This is a genomic window from Burkholderia sp. COPS, from assembly GCF_019425585.1.
Taxonomy (GTDB): Bacteria; Pseudomonadota; Gammaproteobacteria; order Burkholderiales; family Burkholderiaceae; genus Burkholderia; species Burkholderia cepacia.
Genome location: NZ_WIXR01000026.1, coordinates 55,372 through 75,624, shown reverse-complemented (window position 1 = coordinate 75,624; position 20,253 = coordinate 55,372). Strand labels below are relative to the sequence as shown.

18 protein-coding genes are annotated in these 20,253 nt (G+C 68.3%); 5 read left to right on the top strand and 13 right to left on the bottom strand.

Annotated features, from left to right (window positions below; translation table 11 throughout):
- The 4 genes from FOZ70_RS23565 to FOZ70_RS23550 all read left to right on the top strand — a co-directional run.
- The coding region (locus FOZ70_RS23565) for an ABC transporter permease subunit (RefSeq protein WP_219706872.1) at positions 1–628 on the top strand (628 nt) is incomplete at its 5' end.
- Between the two features lie 116 nt (positions 629–744).
- Positions 745–2,328: a DUF3138 family protein gene (locus tag FOZ70_RS23560; protein ID WP_048026635.1), complete on the top strand. Its 1,584-nt coding sequence runs from the start codon at positions 745–747 to the stop codon at positions 2,326–2,328.
- Between the two features lie 112 nt (positions 2,329–2,440).
- Positions 2,441–3,745 (top strand): FAD-binding oxidoreductase, encoded by a 1,305-nt coding sequence (locus FOZ70_RS23555; RefSeq protein ID WP_219706871.1) that lies wholly within the window; start codon positions 2,441–2,443, stop codon positions 3,743–3,745.
- Positions 3,746–3,769: 24 nt separating this feature from the next.
- Entirely contained in the window at positions 3,770–5,071 is a 1,302-nt protein-coding gene (locus FOZ70_RS23550) for an FAD-binding oxidoreductase (RefSeq protein ID WP_059619608.1), read from the top strand.
- Between the two features lie 153 nt (positions 5,072–5,224).
- Here FOZ70_RS23550 and FOZ70_RS23545 read toward each other — a convergent pair whose 3' ends face one another.
- The 9 genes from FOZ70_RS23545 to FOZ70_RS23505 all read right to left on the bottom strand — a co-directional run bounded on the left by FOZ70_RS23545 (position 5,225) and on the right by FOZ70_RS23505 (position 13,281).
- The gene (locus tag FOZ70_RS23545; protein ID WP_027788935.1) at positions 5,225–5,899 is read right to left on the bottom strand and encodes a DUF799 domain-containing protein; all 675 of its coding nucleotides are present in this window, start codon (positions 5,897–5,899) and stop codon (positions 5,225–5,227) included.
- A 10-nt stretch (positions 5,900–5,909) separates the two neighbouring features.
- Positions 5,910–6,341, bottom strand: a complete 432-nt coding sequence (locus tag FOZ70_RS23540; RefSeq protein WP_219706870.1) for a DUF4810 domain-containing protein — start codon at positions 6,339–6,341, stop codon at positions 5,910–5,912.
- 56 nt (positions 6,342–6,397) lie between these two features.
- Positions 6,398–7,069, bottom strand: coding sequence for a CsgG/HfaB family protein (locus tag FOZ70_RS23535; RefSeq protein WP_182670311.1), 672 nt, complete (start codon positions 7,067–7,069; stop codon positions 6,398–6,400).
- A gap of 648 nt (positions 7,070–7,717) precedes the next feature.
- A complete protein-coding gene (gene gor / locus FOZ70_RS23530; protein ID WP_059586888.1) occupies positions 7,718–9,076 on the bottom strand; it encodes a glutathione-disulfide reductase in 1,359 nt (452 codons plus the stop codon).
- 244 nt (positions 9,077–9,320) lie between these two features.
- Positions 9,321–9,545: a hypothetical protein gene (locus FOZ70_RS23525; RefSeq protein ID WP_043185162.1), complete on the bottom strand. Its 225-nt coding sequence runs from the start codon at positions 9,543–9,545 to the stop codon at positions 9,321–9,323.
- Between the two features lie 376 nt (positions 9,546–9,921).
- Positions 9,922–11,043 (bottom strand): porin, encoded by a 1,122-nt coding sequence (locus tag FOZ70_RS23520; protein WP_011353454.1) that lies wholly within the window; start codon positions 11,041–11,043, stop codon positions 9,922–9,924.
- A gap of 316 nt (positions 11,044–11,359) precedes the next feature.
- Complete coding sequence (locus tag FOZ70_RS23515; RefSeq protein WP_059496526.1) at positions 11,360–12,061, bottom strand: YoaK family protein; 702 nt, start codon at positions 12,059–12,061, stop codon at positions 11,360–11,362.
- Positions 12,062–12,118: 57 nt separating this feature from the next.
- Positions 12,119–12,646 (bottom strand): chromate transporter, encoded by a 528-nt coding sequence (locus FOZ70_RS23510; RefSeq protein WP_043184629.1) that lies wholly within the window; start codon positions 12,644–12,646, stop codon positions 12,119–12,121.
- Positions 12,643–13,281 (bottom strand): chromate transporter, encoded by a 639-nt coding sequence (locus FOZ70_RS23505; RefSeq protein ID WP_027788928.1) that lies wholly within the window; start codon positions 13,279–13,281, stop codon positions 12,643–12,645. The genes FOZ70_RS23510 and FOZ70_RS23505 overlap by 4 nt, the downstream gene beginning before the upstream one ends.
- Before the next feature lie 96 nt (positions 13,282–13,377).
- Here FOZ70_RS23505 and FOZ70_RS23500 point away from each other — a divergent pair, with 96 nt between their 5' ends.
- Positions 13,378–14,262, top strand: coding sequence for a transcriptional regulator GcvA (locus FOZ70_RS23500; RefSeq protein WP_021163478.1), 885 nt, complete (start codon positions 13,378–13,380; stop codon positions 14,260–14,262).
- Between the two features lie 39 nt (positions 14,263–14,301).
- Here FOZ70_RS23500 and FOZ70_RS23495 read toward each other — a convergent pair whose 3' ends face one another.
- The 4 genes from FOZ70_RS23495 to FOZ70_RS23480 all read right to left on the bottom strand — a co-directional run bounded on the left by FOZ70_RS23495 (position 14,302) and on the right by FOZ70_RS23480 (position 20,071).
- On the bottom strand, positions 14,302–15,609 hold the full coding sequence (locus FOZ70_RS23495) for a solute carrier family 23 protein (protein ID WP_021163479.1): 1,308 nt from the start codon (positions 15,607–15,609) through the stop codon (positions 14,302–14,304).
- Between the two features lie 286 nt (positions 15,610–15,895).
- Positions 15,896–17,131 carry a flagellar hook-associated protein FlgL gene (gene flgL / locus FOZ70_RS23490; RefSeq protein WP_059496532.1) on the bottom strand — a complete coding sequence of 412 codons (1,236 nt, stop codon included), beginning with the start codon at positions 17,129–17,131 and terminating at the stop codon, positions 15,896–15,898.
- 17 nt (positions 17,132–17,148) lie between these two features.
- Positions 17,149–19,080, bottom strand: a complete 1,932-nt coding sequence (gene flgK, locus FOZ70_RS23485) for a flagellar hook-associated protein FlgK (RefSeq protein WP_059496534.1) — start codon at positions 19,078–19,080, stop codon at positions 17,149–17,151.
- A 235-nt stretch (positions 19,081–19,315) separates the two neighbouring features.
- A complete protein-coding gene (locus FOZ70_RS23480; protein WP_021164374.1) occupies positions 19,316–20,071 on the bottom strand; it encodes a flagellar brake protein in 756 nt (251 codons plus the stop codon).
- Positions 20,072–20,253: the final 182 nt, after the last annotated feature.

Here is a 20,253-nt window from a genome sequence, read left to right as displayed (position 1 = left end):
GACGGCCACCGCGTCGGTCGTCATCGGCACGTGGGCGGGTTTCGTGCTCGCGCGCTTCGGCCGCTTCAAGGGCTTCACGCTGTACACGGGGATGATCAACGCGCCGCTGGTGATTCCGGAAGTGATCCAGGGCATCTCGCTGTTGTTGCTGTTCGTTGCGCTGGAGCAGATGTTCGGCTGGCCGAAGGGGCGCGGGATGGTGACGATCTGGATCGGGCACGTGATGCTGTGCGTGTCGTACGTGGCGATCATCGTGCAGTCGCGCGTGAAGGAGATGAACAAGTCGCTGGAGGAGGCGGCGCTCGACCTGGGCGCGACGCCGCTGAAGGTGTTCTTCGTGGTGACGCTGCCGCTGATCTCGCAGGCGCTGCTGTCGGGGTGGCTGCTGTCGTTCACGCTGTCGATCGACGACTTGGTGCTGTCGGCGTTCCTGTCGGGGCCGGGGTCGACGACGCTGCCGCTGGTGGTGTTCTCGCGCGTGCGGCTGGGGCTGAACCCGGAGATGAATGCGCTGGCGACGCTGTTCATCACGGCCGTGACGATCGGCGTGATCGTCGTGAACCGGATGATGATCGCGCGCGAACGGCGCCGCGTGGCCGACATGAAGGCGGCGTTCGCGGTGGCGTGACGACGCACCGCCGGCTTCGACGATAACAAGCAGTGCAGACAAGCAAGGCGCGCTGCCCCAGGGGGGGCGCGCGATTCGATCCCGATTTGACAGGCGCACGACAAGGAGAATCCGCAATGAAGAAGAAACTGATCTGCCTGCTGGTGGCCGGCGCGTTGCCGGGCATCGCGCTGGCCGACTCGACATCCGCCGAGATCAAGGCGCTGCAGGCGCAGGTCGCCGCGCTGCAGAAGCAGATGAAGGCGATGCAGGCGCAGCTTTCGGCGAAGGGCGGCACCGCGACCGCCCAGGCCGGCACGAAGGCCGCGCCGGTCGCCGTGGCCGTCGATCCGGGCTCGCCGGACTACGGCAAGGCACAGGCGACGCTGACCAACGACGAAGTCGGCGAAATGAAGCAGCAGATCGCGAACCAGCAGCTGAAGGTCGATTCGCTGACGGACGCGGCCAACACGGGCCCGCTGGCCGGCCTGTCGGTCACGGGCTACATCGACCCGACCTACATCTACAACCGCGCGGCCGGCACGTCGTCGTTCCTGTTCGCGAACCACGAGAACGCGTACAACTACTTCAACAGCACGTTCGGCGATCTCTACCTCGACATCAAGAAGACCTTCGGCGTCGGCCCGATGGCACCGTCGGCGGAAATCACGCTGATGCCGAACCGCGGCAACGGCATCACGCTGCTGCAGAACTCGCGCGGCTCGATCACCGACAACCTGCTGAACACGGCGGTCATCAACGTGCCGATCACCGCCGAGACGACACTCGTCGCCGGCTTGATCCCGAGCTTCGGCGGCTACGAGGTGCAGCAGTCGAACCAGATGCTCACGCTCACGCACAACCTGCTGTACGATTTCTCGGATCCGGGCAGCTATGTCGGGATCGGCGCGAACTACACGAAGGGCAACTGGGCGTGGAAGTTCTTCCTCGGCAACGAGCAATACCGCACGTACGGTTCGGTCACGCAGAAGGGCACCAACGCACTCGGCGACCCGATCACGACCAGCAACAAGGTGCCGACCTTCACCGCGCGCGCGGACTACACGTGGTCGAGCGCGCTCGACATCGGCGGGTCGTTCAACATCGGGCGGCAGACGCTGTCGTCAGCCGCGGTAACTGATCCGGTGACCGGCCAGCAGATCGGCACCAACTACGGCCCGGGCGGTGCGGCACCGAGTGCGTACGGTTCGTTCTTCTTCGGTGAACTCGACGCGACCTACACGCTCGCCGACATTCAGTACAACGCGGAAGTCGACTACGGCCGCCAGCAGCATGCGGCGTTCAACGGCGGGCTCGCGCAGTGGTACGGCCTGTCGCTGCTCGCGCACCGCAAGTTCAACGCGCCGGTGGTCGGCCGCATGGGCGTGACGCTGCGCTACGACCTGCTCGCCAACTCGAAGAACGGCGGCGGCGGTGGCGGCATCGCGCTGAACGGGAACGGGATGGATCCGAGCAACGGCTTCGGCGTCGACGCGGACTGCCTCGCGCAGTCGAAGGCCGGCGGCGGCCTGGGCTTCGAGTGCAAGGGGGCGGTACGCCAGGACGTCGCGCTCGACCTGCTGTTCTACCCGACCCAGCAGATCACCGTGAAGGTCGAATACCGGCACGACTGGGCGAACAACAAGGTGTTCCTGCGCAACGACGGGTCGTACGGCAAGTCCAACGACCTGCTCGCGACGCAGTTCATCTATTCGTTCTGACGCAGCACACGCGGGACGCCGTGCCGCGCGCACGGCGTCCCGCGCCGTTTTTACCGGCCGCAACACGATGCATCGCGCATCGCGTGGCGGCCGCAACGAGGGAGTCGGTCTGATGACGCAGTCTTTCACCCGCCGCGCCGATGCGCTCGCGCGCGACTCGTACTACGAGGCGACGGCCGTGCGGCCGGCCGCCGACGACCCGGTGCTCGAAGACTCGATCGACGTCGACGTCTGCGTGATCGGCGCCGGCTTCGCCGGCCTGTCGACGGCGCTCGACTGCCGCGCGCGCGGGCTGTCGGTCGCGGTCGTCGATGCGCACCGTCCCGGCTGGGGCGCGTCGGGCCGCAACGGCGGGCAGGCGATCACCGGCTTCGCGAAGGACGAGGAAATCGAGCGGCAGCTCGGCGCCGACGGCGCACGCGCCGCGTGGTCGCTGTCGCTCGACGGCGTCGCGCTGATCGCCGAGCGGATCGCGCGTTACGGGATCGACTGCGACTTCACGCGCGGCTACCTGACGGTCGCGACCAAACCGCGCCGCATCGACGACCTGCGCGCATGGATGGACGCCGCAACCGGGCGCTGGGGCCATCCGTCGCTGTCGTGGCTCGACACCGGCGCGATTCGCGCGCGCATCGCGTCGACGCGCTATCTCGCGGGTGTCTACGATCCGCTGTCGGGCCACCTGCATCCGCTCAAGTACTGCCTCGGCCTCGCCGAAACCGCGCGGCGCGAAGGCGTCGCGCTGTACGCGCACACGCCCGCGCTCGACGTCGTGCGCGGCGCGCGGCCCGTCGTGCGCACGCCGTCGGGCGACGTGCGCTGCCGCTTCGTCGTGTCGTGCTGCAACGCGGGCCCAGGCGGCGTGCTGCCGGCCGCGACGGCCGCCCGCATCGCGCCCATCGCGTCGTACATCATCGCGACCGAGCCGCTCGGCCAGGCACGCGCCGATGCGCTGATCGCGCAGCGCGAGGCCGTGTGCGACAACAACTTCTTCCTCGACTACTTCCGGCTGTCGGCCGACCACCGGATGCTGTTCGGCGGCCGCGCGAATTCGGCCGGCGCGTCACCCGCCACGCTCGCCGAAACGATCCGGCGGCGCATGGTCGGCGTGTTCCCGCAGCTCGGCGACGTGCGCGTCGACCACGCGTGGGGCGGCTTCGTCGACGTCACGCGCAACCGCGCGCCGGATTTCGGCGCGCTCGATCCGAACTTCTTCTACGTCCAGGGTTTCAGCGGGCACGGCGTCGCGCTCACCGGCGTTGCCGGACGCGCGGTTGCCGGCGCGATCGCGGGCGACACGCGCGCGTTCGACCTGTTCGCACGCATGCGCCACCGGCGCTTCCCCGGCGGCGACGCGTGGCGGCAACCCGCGCTCGAGCTCGGGATGCTGTACCACCGCGTGCGCGAGCTGTTCTAAGCCCATTTATTCGTTTTCCCGACCATGCAGACATTCGCCAACCAGCCGCACGTCGCGTCCTACTACGCGGCGACCGCCAACGATACGACCCGCCACGCGCCGCTCGCCGGCACGATCGATGCCGACGTGTGCGTGATCGGCGCGGGCCTCACGGGCCTGTCCGCCGCGCTCAACCTCGCCGAGCGCGGCCATTCGGTGACCGTGCTCGAAGCGTCGCGGGTCGGATGGGCGGCGAGCGGCCGCAACGGCGGCCAGCTGATCGGCGGCTTCGCGTGCGACATCGATACGTTTGCGCAGTTCATGCCGGAAGGCGACGTGAAGCGCATCTGGGACATGGGGCTCGAAACGCTGTCGCTCGTGAAGTCGCGCATCGCGCAACACGACATCGACTGCGCGCTGGTGCCCGGCTACCTGACCGCCGCGAACACCGAACGCGATGCCGATTCACTGAAACGCTGGCGCGACGAAGCCGCGAAGCGCTTCGGCTACGACCGCTTCCACTTCGTCGAAGCCGACGAACTCGGCGACTACGTGCAGTCCGACCGCTATTGCGGCGGCCTGTACGACCCGGACAGCGGCCACCTCCATCCGCTGAACTACACGCTCGGCCTCGCGCGCGCGGCCACCGGTGCGGGCGTGCGCATCCACGAGGACAGCTGCGTGACGCGCGTGCGCGACGTCGCGGGCGGCCATGTCGTCGAGACGAGCGGCGGCAACGTGCGCGCACGTTTCGTCGTGCTCGCGTGCAACACCTTCGTCGGCACGCTCGCGCCCGCGCTGGCGAAGAAGATCATGCCGGTCGGCACCTACGTGATCGCGACCGAGCCGCTCGGCGAAGCACGCGCCGCCGCGCTGATGCCCGCGCGCGCGGCGATCTGCGACAGCCGCTTCGTGCTCGACTATTTCCGGCCGGCGCCCGACACGCGGCTCGTGTGGGGCGGCAAGGTCAGCTATTCGACGCGGGAGCCGCGCGATCTCGCCGGGGCGATGCGCGCGGACATGCTGAAGACGTTCCCGCAGCTCGCGGACGTGAAGGTCGACTACGCGTGGGGCGGCTTCGTCGACATCACGATGAACCGCGCGCCGCACTTCGGCCGCATCGCGCCGACGCTGTATTTCGCGCAGGGGTTCTCGGGGCACGGCGTGAACACGACCGCGCTCGCGGGCAAGCTGATCGCCGAGGCGATCGACGGACAGGCGAGCCGCTTCGACCTGTTCGACAAGATCCGACATCGCGACTTCCCCGGCGGCGAGGCATTGCGCACGCCGGCGCTCGTGCTCGCGATGAGCTGGTACCGGCTGCTCGACGCGTTCGGCGTGCATTGAGCGGCGGCGCGGGCGACGAGCGCCGCCGCCCGCCATGCAAGACGGCCGCGCGAACGCGGCCGCCGGGTGCCGGATGCCGGATGTCGCGGCACCGGCACGGCAGGCAGGCGACCTGGCCTGCCCGACCGGCCGAAGCCGCGGCATCCGCGCGGGTCAGTCAGTCCCGTACTTCGGCGAGTGCGGCCCGTACAGCAACCCGTTAGGCGGCCCCGCCGACAACAACCTGCTGCTGGTCAGCCCGGCCACATCGTGCGCTTCGTCGGTCAGCGAATGCGCGACCTGCTTGACGGCCGCCTGCACCAGCATCCCGACGACACCGAACGCATTGACGCTCATGGAGTTGCCGACCTCCTTGCCGGTCGCACGGCCCTCGCCCTGCCACAGCACGTCGCCGCTCTTCAGGTCGACGAGCTTCGCCGACGCCGCGACCACCGTCGTGCTGTCCACCACCTGGTAGACGGAGCCGTATTGCGTGATCTTCGAATAGAGCGCGGCATCCGCGCCGAAGATCTCGCGCAGCTTCGCCGGCGAAGTGTTCTGGATCTCGGCCGCGTTCGCGAGGCCGTTCTGCTTGAAGGTCTCGTCCATCACCGCGACCGGCACCACGTAGTAGCCCGACTCGGCGAGCGGCTGCGTCATCTGCGACAGCACCCCGTAGGTCGCGCCGACATCGGTGGTCTCGTTGACCGGCGGCAGCACGAGGATCGAGCGCGGCTGGCTCTTCTTGAAGGCCGTGTAGTCGGGACGCTTGACGGGTTGCGCGCATGCGCTCAGCAGCGCGACGAGCGACAGCACGGACAGCAGCTTGAATGAAAGTGTCTTGATCATGGCACGCACGTTACTGTTGGGCGGGAGTCGGATCGGCTTGCTTCCGGCCGGCGATCGCCTGGTCGGCGGCCTTCGGATTCGCGGCCTGCGGATTCACGGCCTTCTTCTTCATCAGGAAATCCATGTACGACGCGGATTCCGGAAAGAGCGCCTTCTCGGCCTCGAACGACTGCGTGGCCTGTTGCCCGTTGCCGACGCTCGCGTAGAGCATCCCGAGATGCGCATGGAAGCCGGGCGGCGGCTTGTTACCCTTCGCGCGAATCTCCTGCAGCGCCTTCTCGAGCGCGTCGATCTGCTGTTGCGGCGAGCTTTGCCCCTTGAAGTATTCGTACACCTGCGGCTGATAGCCGTTCCACTGATAGAGCGGCGGCGTGGTCGGTGCCGCGCAGCCCGCGAGCAGCATGGCGGCCGCCGTCGCCAGCAGCCAGATTCCCCGTTTCATGGTCTTGTCTCTTCCGATGAGTGAGTGATTCGTCGAGCGCGTGTCGCGCACGGCGCTTACTGCGGCACCTTCAGCGTGCCGGCGTCGACCTGGTCGACGAGATGGTTCACGGCCTCCTGGATCGCGAGATCCAGCACCTTGCCGTTGAGCGTCGAGTCATAACCGGCGGTGCCGCCGAAGCCGATCACCTCGCGGTTCGACAGGCTGAACTCGCCCGCGCCCTGGCTCGATGCGACGACTTCCGACGTCGTCGTGTCGACGATGTTCAGGTTGACCTTCGCGTATGCGACCTGCGTCTTGCCGCGGCCGAGGATGCCGAACAGCTGGTGATCGCCGACGTCCTTGCGGCCGAACTCGGTCACGTCGCCGGTCACCACGTAGTTCGCGCCCTTCACGGCCTGCGCCTTCTTCATGAAGCCGGCTTCCTGCTTGATCTCGTCGAGGTTCTCGCGATCGAGCACGTTGAAGCGGCGGCTCTGCTGCAGGCGCGTGACGAGGATCGTCTTCGCCTGCCCGCCGAGGCGGTCGATGCCGTCCGAGAAGATGCCGCGCATGTAGCTCGAGCGGTTGTCGAACTTGCCGACCGCGATCGCGACGGGCTTGCCCGCATAGGGCTTCTGCGCGCTGCTCACGGCCGGCACGTCGAGCGTGCGCGACGATTCGGTCGCGCAGCCGGACAGCGCCGCAACGAGCGCCGCCGCCACGAGGACGGTGCGTCGTGTCTGAATGTTCACTGTTGGTCTCCTTGTGTGGAAAGATGGCCCGGAACGGGCACGCCGGCTCGCCAACGACCCGGCGGTCGAAACGGTTGCGGTGCGAACGGGGATGCGTGCGTCGGCGCGATGGACGCACGCGCGTTCATCGCCGCACCGGCGGTGGCAGTGGATGAGTGAAAGGAGCGCGCAACCCGTGCGTTGCGACGACATGCGGATGCGCGGCGCGGTACGCGACAGGCTCGCGCGCGCCGGCTACACCGTTATTCTGGTTACTGCGCTGTTGATCGCGCATGATCGGCCCCGTATATGATTTTTCGCGATCATATCAAGCCTGTTTATCGAGATGAGGAGTCTTGATAATAGTTGACGATTTTCTTACTTATCCGACGCGCGCGGTCGAATCGGCGCAATTCCTCGCCGACAGAGGCTTTGCAGGCATATGGGCGCAGCGTGCCGATTTTCCTTTGTTGTCTCCGACGATCGATCTCGAATCCGGCAATATCAAGATATATTGTCCGTGCCGCCCATCCGCATGACCCCTATCCCGAGAATAATCGCCGAAATCCGGCTGCCTTTACCGCACCCGGCGGGTTCGCCTGTCACGATGCCTTCCGGCAATCCTGCCGCGCGCGCGTACGAACGCGCGCGCATCCGCGCCCGCTAGTCGGCCACCTTCTGCCGCATCGTCACGAACTCCTCGGCCGCGGTCGGGTGAATGCCGATCGTGTCGTCGAACTGCGCCTTCGTCGCGCCCGCGCGAATCGCGATCGCAATCCCCTGGATGATCTCGCCCGCATCGCGGCCGACCATGTGCGCGCCGACCACGCGCTGGCTGTCGCGCGCGACGACGAGCTTCATCAGCGTGCGCTCGTCGCGGCCCGACAGCGTGTGGCGCAGTGCCTTGAACGACGTGCGGTAGATGTCGACGTCGCCGTCGTAAAGATCGCGCGCGGTCGCCTCGGTGAGACCGACCGTCGCGACCTCGGGCTGGCTGAACACCGCCGACGGCACCCATTCGTGATCGGTCGCGACACGCGACCCGCCGAACAGCGTGCGGGCAAGCAACGCGCCGTCGCGCGTCGCCACCGGCGTGAGCTGCGGCCGCGACGTGACGTCGCCGATCGCATGGATCGACGGCACCGACGTCGCCGAATACGCATCGACGGCAATCGCGCCACGTGCGTCGAGCATCACGCCCGCCTGTTCGAGCCCGAGCCCGTCGACGTTCGGCACGCGGCCGGTCGCATACAGCACTTGATCGTACGGCCCGTGCCGCGCATCGCCGACGCGCACGCTCAGCGTGCCGTCGTCCGCGCGTTCGATCGACTCGACCACCGCACGCGCGTGGATCGTGACGCCCTGCTTCGTCATCTCGTCGGTGAGGAACTGGCGCACGTCGTCGTCGAAGCCGCGCAGGATCTTTTCGCCGCGATAGAACAGGTCGACGTGGCTGCCGAAGCCGTTGAAGATGCCCGCGAACTCGACCGCGATATAACCGCCGCCGACCACCGCGATGCGTGCGGGCCGCGCGGCGAGCGACAACGCCTCGCGCGACGTGATCGCATGTTCGATGCCGGGCCGCGCCGGCATCGACGGGCGCGAGCCGGTCGCGATCGCGATGTGGCGCGCGCGGATCGTGCGTTCGCCGATCGCGACCGTGTGCGCATCGACGAGCGTCGCGCGCCCGGCGTGCATCTCGACGCCCGATTGCCGCAGCAGGTTGATGTAGATGTCGCTGAGCCGGTTGATCTCGCGGTCCTTCGCGGCGATCAGCGCGGGCCAGTCGAGCGTGCCGGCGCCGAAGGTCCAGCCGAAGCCCTGCGCGTCCTCGACTTCGTGCGGGTAGTGCGATGCGTAGACGAGCAGCTTCTTCGGGATGCAGCCGCGCAGCACGCAGGTGCCGCCGATCTGCTCTTCTTCCGCTATGCCGACGCGGGCACCGTACGACGCGGACATGCGCGCAAGCCGCACGCCGCCCGAGCCGGCCCCGATGACGAACAGGTCGTAGTCGAAATCCATCGCATTGCCTCATCGCAGTTCGGATGCAGGCACGATAGCAAGATTCCGGAATTCTTGCGGCACACGGTGCCGCCACGCGCACGCCCAATAAAAAACGGCGAGAGACGTTGCCTCTCGCCGGTCAAACCGGCTGCCGGGTGTGCCATGCGTCACCGATCGACCGCATGCCCGACCTGCCGGCTGCGCGGCACCGGCCCGGCCGGGCGCGCGAAGGGCGCGCCCACGGCCGGACCAGCCGCCATGCTCATGCCTGCGACGTGTCGCTGCCGTCCGTCGCCTGCGTGTCGTCTGCCTGCTGCGGCTGCTCTTCCTTCTTCTCGAGCATGCCTTCGATCGCTTCCGCGCCCTTGAAGCCGGCGACGGCGGCTGCCGCCTTGGTCAGCAGGCCCGCATCCGGATCCAGCTTTTCCGCGCCTTCGACGGCTGCCACTGCGCCAGCGATTTCACCCACGGTGTTCAGGATACCCATCGTCATCCCCTTTCAAGAAAATCGTGAGCGCATCGTCCCACGAAAAAAACCGGCGAACCGAGATTGTCATCACCGGATACACAAGTTACGCACCAGGCCGGCCGCGCTCGCCGAGCGTGACCGGAACGACGCACCGCGCGAGCCTGGCGGCACGCAACGGGCGATGCACGCAGCGTAGCGGAAAGGCTTCGCGCGCACTGTAAAAGTATGTTCTGGATTGCCGACGGTTCCCTTACGGCGCGGGGGTCTCGTGATGGAGCATTCGCCGAATAGTCGTGCGCGCGTATGAAGGTCGCACGACGAAAAAAAAGAGGCGCCTCGCGGCGCCCCTTCGATGCATGCCGGACGACTGCCGGCACATGCGTTCCGGCGTTCGTCAGAAGATATTGCGCAGGCCGATCGCGATGCCGGTCTGGTTGCTGCGGCCGGGCAGCTCGACGTTCGCCGCGCCGTTCGTCTTGTTGAAGTCGACGGTGCCGTAGACTTCCGTGCGCTTGCTGAGCGCGTACTCGGCGATGCCGACGATCGCGTAGCGGTTACCGCTCGCGAGCGTGCCGTTCGTGGTCATCGCATTGCGCATATGGTCGTAGTAGAACGCGCCCGTCAGCGTCAGCGGTGCGCTGACCTGCCAGCTCACGCCCGCGAACGGACCGTCGTCGATCCGGCCGGTGCCCTTCGCAACCGGAATCGACTGCTGGGCGAGCAGGCTGTCGACGAAACCCGTGTCGTCCTTCGAGCGCAGGTAGCCCGCGTAGATCTTCGCCTTGCTGAACGCATACACGACGTTCGCGTGGTAGATCGTCTGCTTGCGCGCCGAGTTGTCGCTGTTCTGCTGCGCACCGGCCGCGATGCTGAGCGGGCCCATCACGTACGACAGCGACACGCCCCACGCATTGCCCTTGCCGAGCGAACCCGGGATCTGGCCCGAGAAGCCGCCTGCGCCGGTCGATTCGTAGTTGGTGCCGGTCGAGTACATCGCCTTCGCGGTCAGGCCTTCGAACTTGCCCGTGTACTTGATCTGGTTGTCCGCATACAGGCCGCCGCCGAGTGCGACCGGCAGCCACGCGTTTTCGAGGTAGTTGCCGACCGTCAGCGGATCGTAGGTGTCCGACAGCAGGTCGAACAGCGGCGTCTTCTGGCGGCCGAGGGTCACGGTGCCGTACGGGCTCTGCAGGCCGACGTACGCCGCGCGGTTGAACAGGCGGCCGCTGTCGGCGAATGCGCCGTTCTGCAGGTTCACGCCGCTTTCGAGGTTGAACACGGCCTTCAGGCCGCCGCCGAGATCTTCCGTGCCGTAGATGCCGAAGCGGCTGTTCGTGATCGCGCCGTTGGTCATCGACAGCAGGCCGTCGTTCTTGGCGTTGGCGTTGGTGAGGTAGCGAATGCTGGCGTCGGCGACGCCCCAGAGCGTGACCGAGCTTTGTGCGGCCGCGTACTGGCTGGCAAATGCGAGCGCGGCGCCCCCTGCGATGGCTGCGAGTCGGGTGGTCTGCTTCATGAGCTTTCCTGGTTGTAGGTGTCTCCGTTCATGGCCGGCCGCGTGCGCAGCCGGGTGGCGATCGCTCGCGTTCTTGGCGCGCGCGATGTGGGCTGAATCATATGACGACTGCAATCGCTGAAAGAAATTGAAATGCGCGGTAACGGCGGAACTGTCGCCCGCGCACAACGCTGCGCGCGCGAGGCGCGCCGGGCGGGCGTCGGATGCCGCAAGGCATCCTCCGGCCATGTGGCTTACGGGATGTCGGGTCTGTAAGCATCGCCCCGCGGGCGCGGGGGAACGGGCAGGCGGCCGGAAGTGCCGGCGGGAGGCTCCGTCACGCCGCCACAGGCGGCTCGCCGGGCGTCTCGCGCCGGCGCCAGGCACGCCGGAGGATCTCCGCGAACGCACCGGCGAGCAGCAGCACGGCACCCCACAGCGCGAACTCCGGCACGAGCCGCGTGACGAGGCCGCCGATCACCGCGCCGGCCAGGAAGCAGAAGCTGATCGTCGCGAGCAGCGCCGAGTCGTGCAGCGCGCCCGCGTCGTAGCGCGGGATCAGCCCGACGAACAGCTTCTGCGCGGCGCGGCGCAGGTTGCCGGTCGTCATCACCGACGTGTACGACAGTTCCTCGAGATGGGTGAACGACAGCGTCTGCAGCGTCGCGACGAACGAAATGCCCGGAATCAGCCATGCGCTCGACGCGCCGACGAGCCCGCTTGCGGCGACGCCGAGAAAGGCGATCTCGACGAGCAGGCTCGCGAATGCGGTATGCCGCATCCACCCGCGCTGCGCGGCGAGGCCGAGCAGGTGCGCGACGAACACCGCGACCACGAAGCCGCCGAGCGGCGGCACGTGGTGCAGCGCGGCCGCCCATTCGCCGGCCGACACGTTGATGCCGAGCAGCGCGACGTTGCCCGTCATCGTGTTCGCGAACACGTGGCCGTGGCCCACGTACGTGTACGCATCGAGATAGCCGCCGGACAGCGTCAGCAACGCGGCGACAGTGAGATTGCGGCTGGCGCCGTCGAGATCCATCGAGCCTCCCGTGAAGATTCGCGCCAGTATGGCGCACGGGACGTTACCGTGCGCCGGTCATTGCCCGATACCCGTGAGCCCGATCAGCGCGCCGCCCGCGAGCAGCCACAGCGGATGGATGCGCGTGCGCCACGCGAGCACCGCGCACGCGGCGGTGATGCCCCACTGGATCGCCGTGCGGTTCGACGCCTCGGAGATCAGCACCGCGCTCGCCGCGACGAGCCCCGCCGTGACGGGCATCATCCCCTGCTGCACGTAGCGGCGCCACGGCCGGTCGCGAAAGCGCTCCCACGCATGCAGCGCGAGCACGGTGACGATCGACGATGGCCCGAACTTCGCGAGCGACGCGACCAGCAGCCCGCTCCAGCCGGCCACGTGCCAGCCGACCAGCGACACGATCATCATGTTCGGCCCGGGCGCCGCCTGGGCCAGCGCGAACAGCGCGGTGAACTCGTGCGCGCTCATCCAGTGATGGACGTCGACGACCTGCCGCTGCATCTCCGGCAGGATCGTGTTGCCGCCGCCGAATGCGAGCAGCGACAACTGGCTGAAGATCGTCGCGATGGCGATCAGCGTGTCGTTCATGGCCGGCCTCCCGGCTGCGTGTCGCGCGCCGCGGCCGGCGCCGGCTGCGGCGTGCCGGCATCGCGGCGGCGCGACGCGAGCCAGATGCTGACGGGCGTCAGCACGAGCATCGCGGTCAGCAGCGGGATGCGCAGCACCGCGATCGCGACGAACGCGAGCGCCGCGATGCCGGCCGCCGCGCGCGCGTGCCGCAGCGGCTTCGCGACCTTCACGGCCATCGCGACGAGCAGCCCGGCCGCCGCGGCGGCGAGCCCCGCGAACAGGTGCTGCACGCGCGGATCGTTCTGCGTCTTCGCATACAGCACGCCGAGCGCGACGACGACGAGCGTCGGGCCCGCGATCAGCCCGAGAATGGCGGCGAACGCGCCGGCCACGCCGCGAAAGCGCATGCCGACGGCCACCGACAGGTTGATCACGTTGCCGCCCGGCAGGAACTGGCACAGCCCGAGCAGGTCGGTGAATTCGTCGGCGGAAAGCCACTTGCGCTCGTCGACGATGGTGCGCCGCGCGAACGGCAGCGCGCCGCCGAACGACATGAGGCCAAGCGACAGGAAGCCGGTGAACAACTCGGCGAGGCCGATGCGGCGGGGTGACGCGGCCGGCGGCGGAGCGGCGGGCGGAAAGGCGGATTGCATGGGGCTCCTCATCAAACGGTGAACCGAGGTTACCGCCGTTCGGCAGGCCTGCAAAACGATTTTATCGACGCGCCCTTGTGATCTAGAATCACAAGCATGGCACGCGATCTCCCGCCCTTTTCCGCGCTTCGGGCCTTTGAAGCCGCGGCACGACATGAAAGCTTCAGCGCCGCCGGCGACGAGCTGCATGTGACTCACGGTGCCATCAGCCGCCAGATCGCCGGGTTCGAGGCATGGCTCGGCAAGCCGGTGTTCCACCGCTACGGCAAGCGCGTGAAGCTCACCGACGAAGGCCGCCGCTACCTGGACACCGTGCGCGCGGCGTTCGACAGCATCGCGCACGCGACCGAGCAGCTGCGCAACACCGGCGCGGCGCGCGTGCTGCGCATCAACGCGCTGCCGACCTTCGCGATGAAATGGCTATTGCCGCGCCTGTCGCGGTTCCAGCGCGACGTGCCGAACGTCGAGCTGAAGCTGTCGACGTCGAACGCGCCGCTCGACGCGCTCGACGGTTTCGACGTCGCGATCCGCCGCGGCCCCGGCCACTGGTCGAACTGCACGAGCGGCCACTTCCTCGACGAAAGCGTGATTCCGGTCTGCAGCCCCGCGTTGCTCAAACGCGCGCCGATCGCGCGCGCGGACGATCTCGCGCGCCACGTGCTGCTGCATTCGGATACGCGGCCGGAAGGCTGGCGCGACTGGTTCGCGGCGGCCGGCGTGACGATGAAGGGGCGCAAGCGGCAGTCGTTCGACCACTTCTACCTGGCGCTGCAGGCGGCCGTCGACGGGCTCGGCGTCGCGCTCGGCCCGTTGCCGCTGATCGACGACGAGCTCGCGAGCGGCCGGCTCGTGATGCCGCTGGCGGGGCCGCGCATCGCGACGCGCAGCTACTGGTGGATCGCGCCGCGCGCGCCGGCCGACGACCCGCTCGTCGCGCAGTTCTGCGCGTGGCTGCAGGCGCAGTCGAATACCGGCGCGTGAGGCCGCGCCGGCGGGCGGCATGGCGCCGCCCGCTCCCGGTCAGACCACCGGGCCCGGTTCCTTTTCCTTGCGCAGGATCGCGTACAGGATGATCGCGCCGAACGTCGCGGTGCCGATCCCGCCGAGCCCGAAGCCGCCGATCTTCAGCGAGAAGTCGCCGGCGCCGAGCACGAGCGTGACGGCCGCGACGATCAGGTTGCGGTTGTCGGAGAAGTCGACCTTGTTGACGACCCAGATCCGCGCGCCCGTCACCGCGATCAGCCCGAACACGACGATCGACACGCCGCCGAGCACGGGGCCCGGAATCGTCTGGATCACCGCGCCGAACTTCGGCGAGAAACCGAGCACGATCGCGATCAGCGCGGCGACCGCGAACACGAGCGTCGAGTAGATCCGCGTGACGGCCATCACGCCGATGTTCTCCGCGTAGGTCGTCACGCCCGTGCCGCCGACGCTGCCCGACACGATCGTCGCGAGCCCGTCGCCGATGAACGCGCGGCCCACGTAGCGATCGAGGCTGGTGCCCGTCATCGCGCTGACGGCCTTGATGTGGCCGAGGTTCTCCGCGACCAGGATCACCGCGATCGGCGCGAGCATCAGCATCGCGTGCGGATCGAACACCGGCGCGCGGAAGCTCGGCACGCCGAACCAGGCCGCGTGCCCGACGATCGAGAAATCGATCGGCTTGCCGAGCCCCATCCCGTTGGTCACGACCGCGTAGATCACGTAAGCGATCACCAGCCCGACGAGGATCAGCAGGCGCTGCACCATGCCGCGCGAGAACACCGCGACGCCGCCGACGCACAGCACCGTGACGAGCGCCATCACCGATTCGAAGGTCGACCCGGACACGCCCTTGACCGCGATCGGCGCAAGGTTGAGCCCGATCACCGCGACCACCGCGCCGGTCACGACCGGCGGCATCAGCGTCTCGATCCAGCGCGTGCCGATCGCCTGCACCAGCGCGCCGATCGCGACGTACACGACACCGCACGCGATGATCCCGCCGAGCGCGACCGGGATGTTCGGGTTCGGGCCGCTGCCGCCGTAACCGGTCACCGCGATCACGAGGCCGATGAACGCGAAGCTCGAGCCGAGGTAGCTCGGCACGCGGCCGCCGACCAGCACGAAGAACAGCAGCGTGCCGATGCCCGACATGAAGATGCACAGGTTCGGGTCGAAGCCCATCAGCAGCGGCGCGAGCACGGTCGAGCCGAACATCGCGACGACGTGCTGCACGCCCATCGCGACCATCTGCGGCCACGGCAGGCGCTCGTCGGGGCCGACCACGCGCGATGCCGCGCCGGTCGATTGCACCCGCCAGCGCGGGAAGTAGGAATCGGACATGGGGAAAAGGGCTCCTGTCGGTCGGTCGCCGGCTGCGGAGGATGCGCCGGTCTGGAATCTGGCGCGAGTTTACGGAGCGGAAATGGGGCTGGCAAGCAGACCGACGCGCGGGCCGGCGGGCGGCGCCGGCAGGCGCGGGGCGCGGCCGGGTGCAGGCGAAACGGGGCGCGATCGCGCGGCCCGGCGGCCGGCCGGCCGCGCATCGGGGGCAAGCGGGCAGGCGGGCGGCGGTCGACACCGGCCGCGACGCAAGCGTGCGCTCACATCGCGGCCGGCGCGGCGTGCATCAGGGGTTGATGTACTGGAACAGCGACAGGTTCTGCAGCTGCGCGTAAGCCTTCTGCGAGCCCGTCAGCGCGTTCTGCATCTGCAGGAACTGGCTGATCGTCGACACCATGTTGGTGCTCGTCAGGTCGGACAGGTTGCTGGTGACCTGCAGCGTGTTGGTCTGGTTCACGGTCTGCATCGCCTTGATTTCCTGCTCGCGGCCGCCGACCGACGCCTGCACGGTGAGGACGTTCGTCATCATGTTGTTCAGCTTCGTCGTGCCGGTGGTCATCGCGTTCGCGAGCGAGGCCGCGGCGGACGTGTTGCTGCTGATCGGCACCTTCAGCGCGGCGATCATCGAGTCGAGCGCCGCGAACACGTCGGTGCCGGCCTTCGGCGCGGGCGTGACGGTGAACGTGTCGCCAGGAGCCGGCGTTCCCGACACCGGCACCGACAGGCCGTTGCCGAGCGCGATCCCGGCGCCGGCCGAATACGGCTGCGCGGGGTTCGTGGTCGGCGGCACCACGGTGTTGTCGGTGACCGTATAGGTTGGCGCGGCGGCCGTCCCGCCGAACGTGATCGTGAACTGGTGCGTGTTGGTCGCGGCCGACGGGCTCGTGATCGACACCGCGCCGATCGTGCCCGTGCCCGTGTTGCCCGCGCCGGCGAGCGGCACCGGCTGGCTGCCGAGCATCGGCACCGACAGGAACACGTTCGCGCCGTTGTCGCCCTGCGAGATCGCGCGCGTATCGGCGATCTGCACCTGCCGCGTGCCCGTGTCGCCGCTGTAGGTCACGCCGCCGCCCGGCGCGTTCGAGAACGGCGCAGTGGTCGACTGGAAGCCCGAAAACAGGTAGTTGCCCGAGCCGTCGGTCGAGTTTGCGAGCGTCAGCAACTGGTCGCGATAGCCCTGCAGCTGGGTCGCTTGCGCCGCGCGGTCGCTGTCGGACAGCGAGCCGTCGCCGGCCTGGATCACGACCGTATGGATGTTGTTCAGCAGGTTGTTGACGCTGATGAGCGTCTGGTCTTCCTTCTGCAGCGACGACAGCGCGGCGCTCTGGTTCGACGCATACTGCGACAGCGTCGCCGACGTCATCGACAGCTGCACCGCCTGCGCGGCGCCGAGCGGGTTGTCGGCAGGCGTCGAGAGGCTCACGCCGCTCGAGATCTGCTGGTACAGCTGCGAGAGCTGCGCCTGCTGATCGTTCATCTGCGCGACGTTCATCTGGTAGAACTGCGTGGTGGAAATCCGCATCTGATCGATCTCCGAAATCAGTTGAACAGGCCGAGCACGGTCTGGAACAGCGTCGACGCGGTCTGGATCACCTTCGCGTTCGCCTGGTAGAGCTGCTGGTACTGCATCAGGTTGGCCGCCTCTTCGTTCTGGTTCACGCCCGACACCGACTGCTGCGCCTGCGTGATCTGGCCGATCAGCGAAGTCTGCGCGGCGCTCGACGACTTCAGCTGGCTCGTCGTGTTGCCGATGCTGTTCACGTAGCTCGCGTACGCGCCCGTCAACGTGGTCGAGCCGTTGCCGAACGATTTCGCGCTGACGAGCTTCGACAGCGCAAGCGCGTTGCTGCCGTCGTTCGTGCCGCCCGTGTTCGGCGCGACCGTGAACGTGTCGCCGGCCGTGGGCGCGCCCGACACCGTGACCGTGACGCCGGCCGTCAGCGTGATCGGCGTGCCGGACTGGTACGGCTGCGCCGCGCTGGTCGTCGGCGGCACGGCCGTGTTGTCGGTGACCGTGTAGGTCGGGCTAGCGGTCGTGCCGCCCATCGTGATCGTGTAGTTGTGCGGGTTGGCCGCGGCCGTCGCGCTGGTGACCGACAGCCCGCCGATCGTGCCGGTGCCCGTGTTCGTCTTGGTGGCGGACGGCACGTACGGCGACGCCGCCGCGATCGCGGAGCCGTTCGACGTCGCGAGGCCGAAGCCGTTCAGCGCGCCGCGCGTCGGCTGCACGGTGAACTTGTCGCCGGCGTTCATCGCGCCGGACGAGAACGAGAAGTTCAGCCCGCCGATCGACGCCGGCATGCTGGCCGACTGGCCGACCACCGCGCCGCTCGCGCGGTCGGTCAGCGTGTAGTTCGTGCCGTCGTACGACAGCGTGTAGTCGCTCGTGGTCGGCTGCGACGCGTTCGCGAACGACACGGACAGCGCCGCGTTGCCGGTATTGCCCTGGTTCGCGTACGTGATCGGCGTGCCGGTCGTGAACAGGTTGCCGCCGACGTTGCCCGACAGGTCGATGCCGAGCGCGTTCTGCGCGTTGACCTGCGCGGCGAAGCTGGTCGCGATCGCGCCGAGCTGCGCTTCGGCCGGGTCGAGCGTCTGGCTGCGGAACGCGAGCAGGCCGCCGAGCGTGCCGCCCGACAGCGACGCGTCGGACAGCGCCTGGTTCGGCCCCTGCGGGTTCGCGCCGGCGATGCCCTGCGACACGACGGTCAGCTCGCTCGGATCGGACGGCGACGTGACGGCCGCGAGCTGGTAGCTCTTGTTCGCGACGACGAGCGGCGTGCCGCCCGCGAGAAACACGCTGTAGCCGTCGCTGTTGCGCACGACCTGCACGCCCGCGAGGTTCGACAGGTTCGACACCGCGAGGTCGCGCTGGTCCATCAGCTGGTTCGGCGGCTGGCCCTGGCTGCTCGCGGACGCGATCTGCTGGTTCAGTTGCGCGATCTGCGCGGTGTACGCGTTGATCTGCGTCACGGTGCTCGTGAGCTGCGTGTTCACGCTCTGGCGCAGCGCGTCGTACTGCTGGCCGGCCGCCGTGATCTGGTTCGCGAGCGTCTGCGCATTGCTCATCGCGGTCTGCCGCACCGACGCGTCGGACGCGCTGTTCGCGACGTTCTGCATCCCGGTGAAGTAGTTCGTGATCGCGGTCGAGATGCCGGACGTCGGGCTGCCGATGTAGTTGTTCAGCTGCGTGACGAGCGAATACCACGTCGACAGCGCGCCGCTCTGCGTCTGCGCACCGTTCAGCTGGTCGCTCAGGTACTGGCTGTACTGCCGCTGCACGGTGACGGTGTTCACGCCCTGCGGCATGTAACCGCTGCTCGTGTACTGGCCGCTTGCCTCGGCATAAACGGGGCGTTCGACCGAATAACCCGGCGTCGCCGCGTTGCTGATGTTCTGGCCGGTCGTCGTGAGGCCCCAGAGTGCGGCATTCAGGCCGCTGACGCCGAGGTTCATGAGTGTGTTGGACATGCGCGATCCTGATGAGCCGGCCGCGCTGCGGCCGCCGGGTTGCGTGACTCCCGGTATAACGGCCGCGGATCGAAAAAATTGAGGAAAAAATGCACGCGCGACGCGCGCTCGCGCGTGGCGGGTCGAAACGCCCGGCGGCCCGGGCCGGCGGCGGTGCGTGGGCGGCCTCGAGCGGCCTCGGGCAGCCTCGGGCAGCCTCGAGCGGCCCCGGGCGGGGCCGGCGGCCGCGTGCGCGTCAGGCCCGCGCGAGCGAGCGGCGCTTCATCTCGAGCTGCGTGATCAGCCGCTGCAGCGTGTTCTCCGCGCTGCCCGGCAGCGACATGTAGCGAAAGCCGAGCTGGTAGCGCCGCGACCCGTTCGGCATCTGCGTCGAACGCTGCGACACGAGCTGCAGGTCGAGCGACAGCTTGCCGTGGCCGGTCAGTTCGAGCTCGACGTCGGGCAGCAGCGTGCCGACCTCGAGCGCCTCGACGCGTTCGTCGGCCGTGCGCAGCCCCACGCCGCCGAGCGACAGGTTGTGCACCTCGAACAGGAAGCTCTCGCCGTCCGGCAGCTTGCCGCGGCACACGTACGGATCGACGACCGGCGCATCGACACGGAAATACTCGCGGCGCTGGATGCACATCAGGACGTCGGGGAAATCGGCGACGAACGCGGGCAGCCCCTCGTAGCGCGTCTCGCGCGGCGTGCCCGTGGAGAATTCGACGCGCACGCCCTCCGGCGCGGCCGCGAACGTGCAGTGCGACGCGCCCAGGATGCCGGCGTTCTGCTCGGACAGCGCGCCCCAGTCGAACGTGAACGTCCGCGCGCCGACATCCACCTCGAGCAGGCGCGTGACGAGCTGGCCGCCTGGGTACTGGACGGTCAGGAAATCGCCGCGATTGACGAGGTTGCGCAGCTGCACGCCGATTTCCAGCGGATTGCGGCGGGCATAGTCGGGCCCGGAGTGGCCTGCATCCAGGCTGGGGTCCGTCGACGTTTCGATATTCATGGCTAGCCGGTCTTTCTTGTCATGGGCGCCCGGGCAACCGGTGCGCGATAAAACCGGGCCAGAACGGGGGCCCGGTCGCAGGTCTCTCACACTTAGCGGCAGTGCTGACCGAAAGTTTAGATCGAAACGGGGATTTTTTTCGCGCAAACGTTGAAACCGCGCGCGGCGGGCTGCCGGGCGCG